Here is a 15,587-nt window from a genome sequence, read left to right as displayed (position 1 = left end):
TGAATTTAAAAAGGCTAAATCAGAAATTATTCTGATTTAGCCTTTTTAAAACGAATTGAATTAAATAAAATCATTACTTAGAGATAGCATCAATGATAGCGATAATAGCATTTACGATATCTGTAATCATGATAATCCCTCCTTTATGATTTGTTAATATATATTGTACTACGCTTTTATGAATTTAAAAGTTACAGAATTATGAATTTAAACGGACTAAAATTTTAACGAATTAAAATAAAGGGTATTGTAAACTTTTTTATAATAATTTTATATTCAATATAATGGAATATTGTGGTAAATTTTATAAAAATAGTTGTAATATTTGTAATGTTAATGTAATATATTGATCGTAAGTTAGAGTCTTAAAATAAAAATTGAGGAGGTAACATTGAAATGAAGAAATTATCAAAAATTGTTTTAGCAAGTAGCATTGTTTTTGGGACTGTTTTAGGAGCTAATGTTATTAATGGAGAAGGCATGGAGAAACAAGCTGAGGCGGCACAAACGCCATGGTATAACTACAATGGTTATACTTCAGCAAGTAGTAATTTTGTATTAGATAAGAATTTTAAAACTGCATTGAAATACGATAATGTAAAAATTAATGGTTATAAACTTACTAGCAACAAGTCAGCATCAACAAATGAAGTTGTTGTAAAGGATCAAATATTTTATAAGGTGAGTAATCATAAAGCGGATCAAGTTGCATTTAATTTAGATGGACGTACTGTGACACCACAAAAACTAATGAACGTTTATGGTCAACCAGCGGAAAAACCTGTTGAAACAGCTGTAGGGAAAGTTTATAAATATAAAATAGGGAATAAAACTATTCAATTTTTTGTAGATAAAGGGCATGTGTATAGAGCGCAAATTAATAGCTAAAAACTACCCATTTAGTACTTTACTTAATAGAATAAGCTTCTACATTAAGTAAAAAGATGTACAAATAGGTATTTGTTTTAACTAATGAAAATATATTTTAGTGTATGTCTTAAAACATTTATATAAATATTAAGCTCCTCTAAAGGTAGTGACTTCAAACATAAAAGTAAGCTCCCTTTAGAGGAGTTTTAGACTGTCGACCAAGTCATTGACTTTGTTGGCAGTTTTTTTGTGCACACTTTCCACGGGCACTGCCTTAGCTTGTGTTCTTAGGTTTAATGTGCTTCCCGTAGGAATCGGCTAGAATCACTTTAGCTTTGTCTATGTTCTGTCATTAACTTTAGAAGCGTTTTTTTGTGCAAGAGGTAATGATTTATTACAGAGGTTTTAGAATTAGTTGATGAAAGACTTTTTATGAGCACGTTAAATAAGGGAGTGAGACATCATTGAACGTCTCACTCCCTTAAGTTAGCCTAATAATATCTTTTGTTCGACTATTATGATTTGATTATCTAGATTGGATCTTGATTAATATGATCTCAATTAAGTTAGTATAATGCACTATAATGTCTTTTGATAAAGGCTATATCATGTTTTTTTATTTAATGGTTCATTTTATAGTGGTATAATTTTTATTTTTTACTAATTAGATTTCTAATTGCTCTGACAATATAGCCTACAGCTAATGCTCTAAATACGCGTTGAATTATGTTTTTCATTTTAAACCTCCTAAGTTACAATTCAAATTTTAATTTGGATTATACTTTCTTTACCCTTTTCTTAATGAAATATAGATGTTTTTGGAAATTTATAAATTATTTTCGACAATGCGCATTATTTTTCAAAAGTAATTAAACCATCTTCGTCTGCCTTATGAAAGAAAATAGTAATTACCCCACTTATTATTGCAATAATATATGGGATGCCCGTCCAGAAGAAAATGAGATGGATAATACCTTGTAAAAGTTGGTTAGAGTAAAACTTATGAATTCCGCACCAGCCTAATATGAATGCGAGTACAACATAGATTACTTTGTTTACTTTCATGTCTCTTATATCCTTTCGTATTAAAGTGATTAGTATAATTATCTCTTAAATCGAGTTTTACAACAATAAAAAACTATTGATTCCATAAAAATTGGTGTTTAGTATCGTGATTACTTCGAATTTTTCAGTTGATTCATATATAATAGAATTAAAGAAATTATGGATAAGGGGAGCATTAATGATGATTAGAAAAGCAAAGCCAAGTGATACACCGAAAATTGCTGAACTATGTTATATCATTTGGAGTGAACTTGATATACAAATGGTTGAAGATATAGATAAGTCACGACTGCTTAAAATTATGGAGCAAAGTATGATTGATGTACCTTATAGAGGTCATTATAGTAATACGTGGGTCTATGAAATAGAAGGTGAGGTAGCTGGTTGCTTAATCGCATATCCTGGTGATAAAGAAATTGCACTTGAACAGGCTTGGTTAGATTTAGATCTGGATGATGATATCCGCTCATACGGCACACCTATGCCTATGAAAGAAGCAAATGATGATGAATGGTATATTGAAACTGTTGCGACCTTTCCTCAATATCGTGGCCGGGGTGTAGCAACACAGTTAGTACAGCATGTTATAGGGACACACAGTGATGAAAAGTGGAGTTTAAATTGTGATGTTCATAATGATGGGGCGCTTTACGTTTATCAAAAACTAGGCTTTCAAATTGCGAGTGAATTTGACTTATATGGACATATGCATTATCACATGATTTTACCAATTGGTGATGGTAATGAATAAAAAATCGACCTTCATTTAATGAAGGCCGATAATAAGCTTTGTAGTGATAGGTGATGTTAACATAAAACGTACTTTATTAAATTCCACCTAATATTGCACTGATATAAATACCTAGCGCATATAATAAACCGAAGAACGTATTAGTTTTACCAGTTGCTGCCATGGCAGGCATCATTGTTTGTGGTGTGTCATTTTTCTTGAACCTACGTACTGCTTTAATAGGCATAGGGAATGATAACAATGCTAGTAAGAAAAAGATTGAACCACCAGGTTGGAAGAAAGTGATATATATAACTAATACATAAGCGACAATATACATTAATGCTAAGAAACGAATAGAATTATTTTTACCAAGTAAGATAGGTAGCGTTTTACGGCCACTTTCTTTATCTTTAACGCGGTCACGGATATTGTTCGCCATATTAATTAACCCGATAGTAATAACGATTGGAATGCTTACCCAAACAGCTAAACTTTGTAAATTTCCAGTTTGAATGAAAAAAGAAATTAAAATGATGATCATACCCATGAATACGCCTGAAAATAATTCACCAAAAGGCGTCCACGAAATTGGGAATGGACCGCCAGTATATAAATATCCAACAGCCATACATATAAGACCAATAGGTAATAACCAAAATGAACTTTGGATGGCAATAAATATACCTAATATTGCAGCTATGATATAAAATACAATGGCTAAGTTCAAGACTAACTTAGGACTCATACCATTTCTAACGATTGCGCCACCAATACCTACAGAAGTGTGATCGTCGAGTCCTTTCTTAAAATCATAATATTCATTAAACATATTTGTTGCTGCTTGAATTAACAAACATGCGATTAACATTGCTAGAAAAAGACTAAGATTTAGTTTGTTTTCACTACCAAGGATAAAGATTTTTGAAGTAGCAGTACCGACAAGTACAGGCACCACTGCAGCAGTTAAAGTATGTGGTCGCATTAACTGCCAGTATTTTTTGACAGTAGAATATTGTTGATATTGAGATGCCATAATGATTTACCTCGTATTCTTTTAATTTATAATATTTTTTATCAAATATATTTTAATGGAAGAACTTAGAAAGGTCAAATAACGTAAAAATGTATAAATGAAATAAGCTAGAAACCATACACACATTGTGAAAAGTGGTACAATATCATAATGAGTACAAACTGATAAATGAAAGAAGTGAAATAGATGACTTTTGACGTCAAGGAAAGTGAAATTGTCGAAGCGGTATACGAAAGTAATCATACTTGGGTCTCTGTAGAAGCAAAATTGAATTATGAATTAGATCCTACATTATTATTTCATATAACGGAAGATTGTGCGGGAGACCGTTTTTATTTTAAGAAAAATGACAACGAAACTTCATTCTTTGGCTATCATGCTATTACAAGATTTAAAAATGATTTTGAAAATAAACAATCTATTTTCCGTGAATGGGAAAAATATAAAAATGACATTGAATTAATTCATCCAAATTCTGACAAACATCATTTGAAAATATGTGGAGGCTTCCAATTCTCAACACATAAATCTGGTGATGAATGGCGTGAATTTGGTATTAATCATTTTATCTTGCCTGAAGTATTAGTAACAATGGAGCAAGGATGTACCTATATAACTTATACAGTGAAATCAGATCAATTTGAAATGAGTACGTTTTTATCGATTATAGATAAATTAACGCAAACTAATGTGTATCCTGACTTTGAGATTGGGGATATTAAGCGCATCGAAGACATATATAAAGATGAATGGCGTGATTTAGTCAAAGACACGATTGACATATTAGATGAAAATAAAAAAATTGTGTTAGCGAGAAAACGTTTAATAATCTTTGATAAACAGATTAAAATACCTTATATTTTGAATAAAGCTTCTCAAGGAGAACATAATAGTTATTTATTTATTTTAGAATCACAAGATAGTATTTTCTTTTCGCAAACACCAGAACAATTAATGGAAATAAATAATGAAATACTATCTACAAAAGCCGTGGCAGGTACGATAAAGCGAACACATGAAGCTGAAGTAGACAATGAAAATATTCAAGCTTTTTTAAATGATGAAAAGAACTTAAATGAGCATCGATTCGTTGTTGAAAGTATATTGAATGATATATCACCTTATGTAGAAGACGTAGCTTATAATCAAGAACCTCAGATATTAACTAATGACCATCTATATCATTTGTATACAAAAATTAAAGGTCAATTAAAATATGAATCTTATATAGGCTTATTAGATAATCTGCACCCGACACCAGCACTAGGTGGTTATCCTAAATTTGAAGCATTAGAATATATTGAACAAAATGAATTTGGCACACGCGGACTTTATGGCGCACCTGTAGGCTATATTGATATGTATGACAACTGTGAGTTTATCGTGGCTATTCGTTCGATGTTGATTAAGAAAAATCAAGCCACATTATTTGCAGGCTGTGGTATTGTAAGTGATTCTGATGCAGATAGTGAAGTAGAAGAAACTGCAGTTAAATTTAACCCTATGATGAAAGCTTTAGGAGTCGAGGAATATGAATAATCATACAGATGCGTTAACGAAACAAGTATTTACTTTTGTTTCAGAATTATATGCTTATGGCATAAGAGAAGTAGTAATAAGCCCGGGATCACGTTCAACACCGTTAGCAATTGCAGTTGAGGCACACCCTAAATTAAAATCTTGGATTCATCCAGATGAAAGAAGTGCTGCGTTTTTTGCTATGGGTTTAATGAAAGGAAGCGAGCGGCCAGTTGCCATTTTGTGTACTTCAGGTAGTGCTGCTGCAAACTATACGCCTGCTGTTTCAGAGAGTAGTTTGAGCCATTTACCTTTAGTAGTACTTACAAGTGATCGCCCGCATGAACTTAGAAATATTGGTGCGCCTCAAGCAATCAACCAAACGAATATGTTTCAAAATTATGTGCAATATCAATTTGATTTTCCAATAGTTGATACAAATGAAGCGGAAGATTTCATGATGAATACTGTTAAATTCCAGCTTCAAAAAGCAAGTCAATTTTTATATGGACCGCATCGTGGCCCAATCCATTTAAACTTACCATTTAGAGAGCCATTAACTCCAAACATTGAAAAGGTTGAATGGTTAACATCAGATATGAAAATATTACCGCATTATCAAAAAACAACTAGTTTGAATGAAATCAGCTCGATTATTAAAAAGAGTAAAGGTTTGATTATTGTTGGAGATATGCAACATCAAGATATTGATCAAGTACTAACTTTTTCAACGATACATGATATGCCAATACTAGCTGATCCATTGAGTCAACTAAGACGTGAACATCATCCTAATGTTGTGACGAGCTATGACTTACTGTTTAGGGCAGGCTTACAGTTAGATATTGATTTTATTATTAGGGTTGGTAAACCAGTTGTTTCGAAAAAATTAAATCAATGGTTAAAAGAGACAGAAGCATTTCAAATTTTAATTCAAAATAATGATAGACCAGATGCATTTCCAATTACACCACATGTATCCTATGAGATGTCAGCCAATGATTTCTTTAGACAATTGTCAGAGACACCAATTGTTGAGCGTAAGCGTTGGTTAGAGAAGTGGCAGACATTAGAGAAACATGCGATTGTTGAGATTAAAGATTATGTAAGAACGGCAACAGATGAAGCTGCATATGTCGCGAATGTTTTAGATAAATTAACAACTTCAGATGCCCTGTTTGTGAGTAATAGTATGCCAATCCGTGATGTTGATAATCTGTTTATCGATTGTGATGCAGAAGTATTTGCAAACCGTGGTACGAACGGTATTGACGGTGTAATATCTACAGCTTTAGGTATGGCAGTTCATAAGAAAGTGACCCTATTAATAGGCGATTTAGCGTTTTATCATGACATGAATGGTTTATTAATGTCTAAATTAAATGATATTAATTTAAATATTATTCTACTCAATAATGATGGTGGCGGGATTTTTTCATATTTACCTCAAAAGGAATCGGCAGAAGATTATTTTGAGCGTCTGTTTGGTACACCAACAGGACTTAATTTTGAACATACAGCTTTGCTATATGATTTTGCATTTGATAGATATGAATCAATCGAAGCGTTTAAATATGCTGATTTATCTAAATTTGGCGCTCATATATATGAAATAATCACGCAACGTGAAGAAAATAAGCAACAGCATCTAAAACTCTATAAAAAGTTGAGTGATATTGTTAATGTTAAACTATAAATTTTATCAAGCGAAATGTGATACAGATGAATTATTGGTTATGTTACATGGATTCATAAGCGATCAACAAGCATTTAGTAAACATGTGTGTGTCTTACAAGAAAAAATGAATATTTTAACTGTAGATTTACCTGGACATGGACAAGATGACTCAGATACAAATCAAACTTGGGATTTTCCATTTATTACCAACCAGTTAGATGAGTTATTAAAGTCATTCCAAAGTTATCAATTGTTTTTACACGGTTATTCAATGGGTGGTAGAATAGCGTTATACTATGGCATTGAAGGAAAAATTACCTTAGCAGGATTGATTTTAGAAAGCACATCTCCAGGAATTGAAGTGTTGGAAGACCGTAATGAAAGGCAACTGGTTGATCAAGCTAGAGCGAAAGTGCTAGAAATTGCAGGTTTAGAAATTTTTGTTAATGATTGGGAAAAGTTACCGCTTTTCTATACACAGCATGAATTAGATAAATCCATTAAAAAAGAAATACGTGATATGCGATTACGTCAAAATTCATTGCGTTTAGCGAAGGCATTGCGTGATTACGGTACTGGACAAATGCCTAATTTATGGCCAAAGCTAAAGCAAATTAAAGTGCCGACTTGCATAATCGTAGGCGCTTTAGATGGTAAATTCTGTAAGATTGCTAAACAAATGGAAACGATGATTCACAACACGGAGTTAAATGAAATAGAACAAAGTGGTCATACAGTACATGTGGAAGAATTTGCAGAATTTGATAGAATAGTATTAGGTTTTATTCATAAGGAGGAGCAAAATGACTAGACAGTGGGAAACAATTAAAGAATATAAAGAAATTAAATATGAAATATATGATGGTATTGCAAAAGTGACGATTAATCGTCCTGAGGTTCGTAACGCATTTACACCAAATACAGTACAAGAAATGATAGATGCATTCACAAGAGCACGTGATGACCAACGCGTTTCTGTTATTATCCTAACTGGTGAAGGGGATAAAGCATTTTGTTCAGGAGGAGATCAAAAAGTACGTGGCCACGGTGGTTACGTAGGTGACGATCAAATTCCTCGTTTAAATGTATTAGACTTACAAAGACTTATTCGTGTGATTCCGAAACCTGTCGTTGCAATGGTGAGAGGTTATTCAATCGGCGGTGGGCACGTGCTTAGTGTCGTTTGTGACTTAACAATCGCAGCAGATAATGCAATCTTTGGTCAAACTGGACCTAAAGTTGGATCATTTGATGCTGGGTACGGTTCAGGTTATTTAGCTCGTATCGTAGGACACAAAAAAGCTCGTGAAATTTGGTACTTATGTCGCCAATATGACGCTCAACAAGCTTTAGACATGGGCTTAGTAAATACAGTCGTTCCATTAGACCAAGTCGAAGATGAAACAGTTCAATGGTGCCAAGAAATGAAACAACATTCACCAACGGCTTTAAGATTCTTGAAAGCAGCTATGAATGCAGATACTGATGGTTTAGCTGGATTACAACAAATGGCTGGTGACGCTACTTTACTTTACTATACAACAGATGAAGCAAAAGAAGGCAGAGATGCATTTAAAGAAAAACGTGATCCAGATTTTGATCAATTCCCTAAATTCCCATAGAATTTGAATGAAAAGCAATACTAAAAATAAATAAGCATTATCGATTAACTAGGTGGAGCTATGTCTCACCTAGTTTTTTTATGGCTATTAGGATGAATACATAAAATGATAAATAGTATTATATATTGTGATTTGGGTTAAAAAATTATTTACTATTTAGATTATCAACGTAATATGTTGAGACATACAAATAATTATAATTCAAGTAATATAAATTTAATTTCGTGCTAATATATAGTGAGAAACTTTTAATGTGAAAACTTTTTTACACTTAATTATTGTATTTGACTAAAATTAAAACGTGGATTAATATTATAATTGAGCAGGGATGAGAAGAAAACATGACAACTGATATATATGATCAAATGAGAAAAGAAATGTGTTATTTGTTTTATATTACAAGTAAAGAAGTTGCAAACAGGTTTAATAAGTATTTAAAACGATATGATATAAGTTTCCCTAATTATATTGTTTTGTTGTATATTGAAAATGAAACGCCAATATACATAAAAACATTATGTGATGAATTATACTTAGATTCAGGGACAATCAGTCCAATCATTAAAAGGCTAGAGAAAAAAGAATTGATTCGTCGTCTTAGAACAGAAGATGATGAAAGAAGAGTGAAAGTTATGTTAACCACAAAGGGGATAAAATTAAAAGAAGAATTTTCGAAAATTTCAGAAGAAGTGATTCAGCAATTTGACATGGAAAAGGAAGATTCATTAGCATATTATCAGATATTGAAAACGTTTGCCGAGAAAAATATTTATGCTAAAAGTGAGAATAAGAAATCTTAAAATAAAAATTATATTTAATAAGCACAATAAAGTAAGCTAATCGTTATATCGATTAAAAATTAAAACACCAACATCAATGTTGAAGTTACGCTATACCACATGCGTATATTTATTAATAGAAACGTCAAAGGGGCATATTTCAAACTCACATTTAGTTGGTGATTTTTATTATGATTTATAATTTAAAGTAAGATATTGTTCTAGTCTTCTCATAGCTTCTTTTAATGCATCAAGTTCATATGCATAAGAAATACGTACGTGTCCTTTACCAATATCAGTAAACGCGGAACCAGGAACAATGGCAACATGTGCATTTTCTAAAACATCTACACAAAAGTCAAAGTCATCGTCTGTAAAATGCTTAATACTAGGAAAAATATAAAATGCACCCTCAGGTTTAGCATCTAGTTCGAATCCCATTGATTCTAATTTGTTTATTAAAAAGTCACGTCGTTCAATATATGCTTCATTCATGTATTGCGGTGCTTCTAAACCCTCATTTAAAGCTGCAATACATGCAATTTGAGCAGGAACGTTGGCACAGATACAATTATAAGCATGCATAAAAGTTAATTTTTCAATTAAATATTCTGGCCCAATCAAAAATCCTATACGTATGCCAGTTGCAGAATGTGATTTGCTTAACCCTCCAACAAGTAATAATTGATCGCGAATTACTTCAAATTCGGCAAAAGAAGTATGCTTGCCAGTAAAAGTATTTTCAGCATAAATTTCATCACTAATAATAAAAATCTCTTTATCTTTTAATTTATTAGCAATAGCTTGTACTTCATTATAAGACAATATCACACCGGTTGGATTAGTAGGGTAATTTAATAGTATTGCTTTGGTATTTTGGGTTATATGTTTTTCCAGTGCTTCAGGTGTTACTTTGTATTCAGATATTGTCGTATCAATATAAACTGGAATACCGCCAAGTGTCTTGATAAGTGGTATGTAGCCAGCATATACTGGTCCAGGTACTAATATTTCATCTCCTTCATCTATGATACTTCTTAAAGCAGTATCTAAGGCTTCGCTAGCACCATTAGTGATAATGATTTCTTCTGAACTATATGTAAAGCCATAGCGTTGTTCAAAATATTGGCTCACAGCATTCCTTGTTTCAATTAATCCTTTGTTATGTGAATAACTCGTTTGATCTTCTTTAATCGCATTTATGTACGCATCTTTTACTTCTTTAGGCATAGGAAAGTCTGGCTGACCTATCGTTAAGTTAATGCAATCTTCAATCCCTTTAATGCGATTTGAAAATTGGCGGATGCTAGGTGCTGATAAATGTTTTGAATTGTTATTTAATGACAGTTGCATTATATTTTTCACCTCAAAATTAAAAATACCGAATTGTATTTAAATATGTATAGATTGATTGGAAGTACTTCAATATTTATCATAACATATTTAAAATCAATACAATTCGGTTTAATACTTATTTATCCTTTGAATTTAAAAGGAGATTGTAAATTTATAATTGGATTTGTCCATTTAGATACAAATCGTGTTGATAGTATATACACGATTATAGACGTAACAATAACTAAATAAAGATAAGTTAAGATACTAATATGATCTTTAAATGGATATATTCCAAAGCCACGGATAATACCAATAAATAAACCATGTAGTAAATACACATGCATTGTTCTACGACCTATATAAGTATAAAATTTTTCTTTTTCAGGTATTAAATTAAAGAAAGCAAACATCGTAATTAAAACGATAAAATATAATAACAATCTTTTGATTGGGCTATAGAAATCTAGCTTTCCTTCAAGTGACATATAGGGCGAATCGCCTAACAACCAATTAGAGTTAATCGGATGATATGTGTATATAACATAAAAGGCTAGTAACGTGATAATAGCTATTGGTAGAAACTTTTTATTTCTTAAAAGCTGTGTATGTTTATTAGTAAATAAATAGCCTAAATAGAATATTGGGAAGAACATAATCGTCCTAGAAAAGCTTAAGTAATTATCTATATTCTCAGAATACCCAGCGAATAGTGAAATAATCACTGCTATAGGTAATACATAATATGGTTTATAATCCTTAACTATTACTAATATTACGTGGAAAAAGAATAATGTGAGTAAAAACCATAATGCAAATACTGGATCGAAAGGATCAAACTGAACACTATCTTCTTTGCCAGTTAAGTAATAGTAAAAAGAGAAAAAGCCAAAGAATATAACATATGGAACTAATAGTTTTTTTGATACTTTTTCTAAATAACCAACTTCACCAGCTTTTTTGGCAAAATAGCCTGAAATAAATAAAAAGCCTGGCATATGAAAGCTATATATTGTTAAATACAATGAAGATAAATGAGGACTGGTTTCTGTATATGGCTGTAATAGATGGCCAAAGACTACAAGAAAAATCAGCGCAGCTCTTGCATTATCGAAAAAGTAATCTCTTTCTTTCAACTGTGACATTCGTTTTCTCCTTTAAGTAGTACGATAAATTTTATATACACTAGTTCTAATCTATTATAAAACCTATGAGAAATGCAACAAAATAGTACAATTTGTCTTTTATTATTGTATATCATGAAGGATACGATTATAATATTAAGAAATAAAATAGTGTAAAAAACTTATGATTTTAACAAAGCTAAATTAATAATAGTGGAGATGAGCAACATGTACAAACAACTAGAACAGTTAATTACACTTACAGGTAATGATTTAAATCTGGTAAGTAGAAGATTTGGTCAGAGAACTGATTTGACTTCTGAGCAATTAGAAATGTTAAGAATATTATATAATTATGAAGTGTTATCTCAGTATGATTTGACTATGAAAATTAATAAAGAACAATCAATTGTTTCACGTTGGATAAAAAAGTTATGCCAGATGGGGTATATAACGAGCAAGCAATCCAATAAAGACATGAGATGTAAAGATTTGATGGTTACAGAAAAGGCGAAAGAATTGGTACAACAAATTAATGAGGTTAGGGTAGCTTTGATTGAAGCACGTTGCCAAAACCTTACATCTAAAGACATAGAAAATTTAAACCAATTATTATATAAGCTAAATGTACATCAAGTATATATGCATTAGTTAAAAAAGAAGCGTACATAATGACAATAACTTGCGATAAGCATTGTCATTAGTACGCTTCTTTTAATTGGTTTAATGTTTTAAATTAATATTATTTATACGTATCTACGTCGAAATATTTACCAAGTTTATCCATAGAATCATAGAAACCTTTAATGCGAGTAGCATTATGAGAGGCCCATGCTACGTCTGTTGCATATTGGTGAACACCTGGGTTTTCAGGGTTCCAACGCATTTTATAAAGTGTATTTTGACCTTTATCAATATATGATTCAGATATAAATTTAGCGCCGCCAACGATAGCTTTTTTAACTGTGTTCCAGCCATTATTTTTTGCTGTTATAAACCCTTGTTTTACAGCGTCACTATCAACTGCGCCGATGCCAAACATATTATAATATTTGTTTGGACCATCAGTAACAACTTTATTGTCTACAACATCGCCACCATTTGCAAGTTTAGATGTACCATTGCCAGTTTCAAGTAATGCATGAGATATTAAATACACTTCATTGATATCGTAAGTCTGAGCTGCTTCGCTAAACGCTGCGCCTTGACCTTCTAAAATACCTTTACCAACAAGTAATTTATCTAAATCAGTTGCACCAATATTTTGAGTTTTATCTAAACGTAAAAATTGATATTTTTGAGTTTCATCTTTTATTAGCTTACTTGAATCCATAGCATTTTTGATTTCGTTTGCTGTAGCATCTTCCCATTTTCCAGGTGTGTGTTGGATTTGTGGTTTAGCAGTTAATCCTTTTTGGATAGCAACAGCTTGATCTAAAGTAATGCCTGAATCATAGTATTTTACTAATTCTTTACGTAAATCAGCTTCTTTAATCCAAACGACTTTACCATTAGACAGTTTGCCATGATACCAAGTAGTACCATTAATCACTTGAGTTTCATAAACTGTAAAAATACTTTCATAAAAATCTTTAAGTGAACCTGATGGCGTAGTAGATGTTGGATCTAAATAATAGTTACCATTTTTATTGAAGATCACATAATCATATTTATACGGAGTTACCGCTGATTTAGTAACGCTTTGCGGATTTGAAACATCCGTACGATTAGATGGTTGTACCTTATTTAAATCATTAGCAGCTATCCAACCAGTTTTGTTGTTTACAATACCATAAACGTATTCGTCTTTATCGACGTAGACAGATTTAGATGCATTGAATTGATTATTTTTAAGATTATTGAGTGTATCTAGTTGTTGTGATTTTGTACCCCATGGTACTGCGTAAAGACCATTATTAGTCGCTTTAACAGTATACTGGCCATTTTTAGCATTTGTTTGGCTTAAATTACGAGTATTAATATCTTTTGTATTAATCCAGCCAATTGGCGTATTTTGATTTACATTTTGTATTAATACATAAGTATTGTTGCCTTCAGTGCGCTGTTTTGTAACATTATAAGTTTTTCCAGCTAGTTTTGTTGCGTCTTTACCTTGCTGTTCGTAAACAGTCGCTTTAATACCAGAATTTTTGGTATTTAACTGACCAATTTCACTTACATTTTGTGTTTGGTTAGTAGTTGCTTTTTTCGCTACTTCTTTAACTGTAATGTCACCAGTTTGCATCCAACCTATATTAGTATTGGTTTTGTTATCAGTAATTAAGTAAAATGCATTTTTACCTAGTGTTGCTTTTTTGCTTAGTTTATATGTTTGGCCATTAACATATGGCTTTTGCACACCTTGTTTATCATATACGGTCGTATATACACCGTGATTGTTTTTGGAAACAGTACCTTGTTGATTTGTAAGTGTATTTACAGTTAATTTCCCTGAATTTGTAGTAGGGGATGTAGCTGTATTACTTGTTGAAGATAACTTACTTAGGCTGACCCAACCAGATAAATTATTTACAGTTCCATAAATATAGTTAGACTGTCCAATTTGTTGTTGTTTTGTTGCTTTGAACGTTTGTGTAGATTTTCCTGAAACAGTACCTGCTTTTTGAGAACTTGTACCCCAAGGAACAGTATATATCGTTTCTCCAGGTTTGATTTGATAAGTTTTATTAATGTTAGTTGCTGCTTTAGCAGTATTATAATTAACGTCGCCTTGGTGTACCCAACCAATTAATGTACCTTTATTAAAATCAGAAACCAAATAGAAATTTTCATTACCTAAAGTAGCAGATTTTGTAACTTTAAGTGTTTGGTTCGTGCGGTCCGTTTTCTTACCATTTTGGTCGTATACAGTAGTATATAAACCATCGTTAGTAGTATTAATTCTTCCAACGCCATTGTTAGCTGTTACTTTTACGCTACCTGTTTTAGGTGGAGTAGTTACACCAGTATTACTTGATCCTGTATTATTTGAGCTATTTCCACTCGTACTACCTGAAGAGGATGTACCCCAAGCAGCAGCTTGGCCTGTTTTAATTAAATATTTTTCATAAATAAGGTCATATAATTCATCATAACTATAATTATGTGCAGCTAAATAACCATGAGGATCAGTATGGTCAGTACCGCCTAAGTAATTACTTACTGCTTTATGAGTCCAAACAGTACCAGCTCCATCATATTCAGCACTATCAGGGACTAAACCATAATACTGTAAGTTTGTTGCTGCATAATCAGCATAGTTATTTATTGAACGAGCAAATGAATCATAGTCATGAGTATGAACTAATTCAACGTGTATGAAACGTTGGTTGGCCACAGCACCGCCACCCCAAGCTAAGTAATCAGTATTTGCTGTTTCAATAATACGATTTCCATCTACGTAAGCATGTACGAAAGCATTCTCATAATTGTTCTTCATATAATTGATTTCGCCAGTAATTGTTGAATTATCATTTGCAGTATCATGCATAACAATACCTTCAGGTTTACCGTAGCGATAATCATATTTTGGTAAATAAGATGCTATATCTTGTTCGTAGTTAGGTGCTTTAAAGTTGTTTTTACGAATATAATTGTTAATTGATGAACTGACTTTTGGCGAATATTTTGGCAATGTTGAACGCGTTGTCGCTTCATTTGTAAGTGCAGAACGTGTTGCGACTGTTGAATTGGCACTTCTAGCTACTCTAAGTTTAGGTGTCGCTTGTGTACTATATAAAGTAGCATTGGGTGCTTTAGTAGTGTCTACGCTATCATCTTGAACAGCGTCAGTATCTTGTTCAGTAGAAGAAGCATCCGAATTCACGCTA

The 15,587-nt window shown here is 32.0% G+C and carries 13 protein-coding genes; 8 read left to right on the top strand and 5 right to left on the bottom strand.

Features of this window, described 5'->3' with window-relative positions:
• Positions 1 to 396: 396 nt before the first annotated feature.
• On the top strand, positions 397 to 888 hold the full coding sequence (gene isaB / locus D9V42_RS04200) for an immunodominant staphylococcal antigen IsaB family protein (RefSeq protein WP_122063306.1): 492 nt from the start codon (positions 397 to 399) through the stop codon (positions 886 to 888).
• An 834-nt stretch (positions 889 to 1,722) separates the two neighbouring features.
• Here the strand turns inward: isaB and D9V42_RS04195 are convergent.
• A complete protein-coding gene (locus D9V42_RS04195) occupies positions 1,723 to 1,935 on the bottom strand; it encodes a TM2 domain-containing protein (RefSeq protein ID WP_107531531.1) in 213 nt (70 codons plus the stop codon).
• Between the two features lie 181 nt (positions 1,936 to 2,116).
• Here D9V42_RS04195 and D9V42_RS04190 point away from each other — a divergent pair, with 181 nt between their 5' ends.
• A complete protein-coding gene (locus tag D9V42_RS04190; protein WP_122063583.1) occupies positions 2,117 to 2,686 on the top strand; it encodes a GNAT family N-acetyltransferase in 570 nt (189 codons plus the stop codon).
• A 76-nt stretch (positions 2,687 to 2,762) separates the two neighbouring features.
• Here the strand turns inward: D9V42_RS04190 and D9V42_RS04185 are convergent, their stop codons facing one another.
• On the bottom strand, positions 2,763 to 3,701 hold the full coding sequence (locus tag D9V42_RS04185; RefSeq protein ID WP_107556141.1) for a 1,4-dihydroxy-2-naphthoate polyprenyltransferase: 939 nt from the start codon (positions 3,699 to 3,701) through the stop codon (positions 2,763 to 2,765).
• A 186-nt stretch (positions 3,702 to 3,887) separates the two neighbouring features.
• On the opposite strand from D9V42_RS04185, the gene D9V42_RS04180 reads away from it, so the two are divergent.
• The 5 genes from D9V42_RS04180 (at position 3,888) to D9V42_RS04160 (ending at position 9,319) form a co-directional block, all read left to right on the top strand.
• Positions 3,888 to 5,240, top strand: a complete 1,353-nt coding sequence (locus tag D9V42_RS04180; RefSeq protein WP_122063305.1) for an isochorismate synthase — start codon at positions 3,888 to 3,890, stop codon at positions 5,238 to 5,240.
• Positions 5,233 to 6,915: a 2-succinyl-5-enolpyruvyl-6-hydroxy-3-cyclohexene-1-carboxylic-acid synthase gene (gene menD / locus D9V42_RS04175; RefSeq protein ID WP_122063303.1), complete on the top strand. Its 1,683-nt coding sequence runs from the start codon at positions 5,233 to 5,235 to the stop codon at positions 6,913 to 6,915. Before D9V42_RS04180 ends, menD begins: the two co-directional genes overlap by 8 nt.
• On the top strand, positions 6,902 to 7,708 hold the full coding sequence (gene menH, locus D9V42_RS04170) for a 2-succinyl-6-hydroxy-2,4-cyclohexadiene-1-carboxylate synthase (RefSeq protein WP_122063301.1): 807 nt from the start codon (positions 6,902 to 6,904) through the stop codon (positions 7,706 to 7,708). The genes menD and menH overlap by 14 nt, the downstream gene beginning before the upstream one ends.
• A complete protein-coding gene (menB, locus tag D9V42_RS04165) occupies positions 7,701 to 8,519 on the top strand; it encodes a 1,4-dihydroxy-2-naphthoyl-CoA synthase (protein ID WP_029379114.1) in 819 nt (272 codons plus the stop codon). Before menH ends, menB begins: the two co-directional genes overlap by 8 nt.
• Positions 8,520 to 8,860: 341 nt before the next feature.
• Positions 8,861 to 9,319, top strand: a complete 459-nt coding sequence (locus D9V42_RS04160; RefSeq protein ID WP_122063299.1) for a MarR family winged helix-turn-helix transcriptional regulator — start codon at positions 8,861 to 8,863, stop codon at positions 9,317 to 9,319.
• A 168-nt stretch (positions 9,320 to 9,487) separates the two neighbouring features.
• Here the strand turns inward: D9V42_RS04160 and D9V42_RS04155 are convergent, their stop codons facing one another.
• Together D9V42_RS04155 and D9V42_RS04150 are read right to left on the bottom strand one after the other, a co-directional pair.
• Positions 9,488 to 10,651: an aminotransferase class I/II-fold pyridoxal phosphate-dependent enzyme gene (locus D9V42_RS04155; protein WP_107556136.1), complete on the bottom strand. Its 1,164-nt coding sequence runs from the start codon at positions 10,649 to 10,651 to the stop codon at positions 9,488 to 9,490.
• Positions 10,652 to 10,773: 122 nt separating this feature from the next.
• Positions 10,774 to 11,778, bottom strand: coding sequence for an acyltransferase family protein (locus tag D9V42_RS04150; protein ID WP_107556135.1), 1,005 nt, complete (start codon positions 11,776 to 11,778; stop codon positions 10,774 to 10,776).
• 207 nt (positions 11,779 to 11,985) lie between these two features.
• Here D9V42_RS04150 and D9V42_RS04145 point away from each other — a divergent pair, with 207 nt between their 5' ends.
• Positions 11,986 to 12,408, top strand: a complete 423-nt coding sequence (locus D9V42_RS04145) for a MarR family transcriptional regulator (protein ID WP_107531539.1) — start codon at positions 11,986 to 11,988, stop codon at positions 12,406 to 12,408.
• Positions 12,409 to 12,499: 91 nt separating this feature from the next.
• Here the strand turns inward: D9V42_RS04145 and D9V42_RS04140 are convergent.
• Positions 12,500 to 15,587: GW dipeptide domain-containing protein (locus D9V42_RS04140; RefSeq protein WP_244204774.1), on the bottom strand; the 3,088-nt coding region annotated here is incomplete at its 5' end.

Origin of the sequence: Staphylococcus pseudoxylosus (genome assembly GCF_003697915.1) — a bacterium.
GTDB classification, from domain to species: Bacteria; Bacillota; Bacilli; order Staphylococcales; family Staphylococcaceae; genus Staphylococcus; species Staphylococcus pseudoxylosus.
Note: the sequence above shows the minus strand (reverse complement) of the source record. Positions and strands in the feature narration are given on the sequence as shown.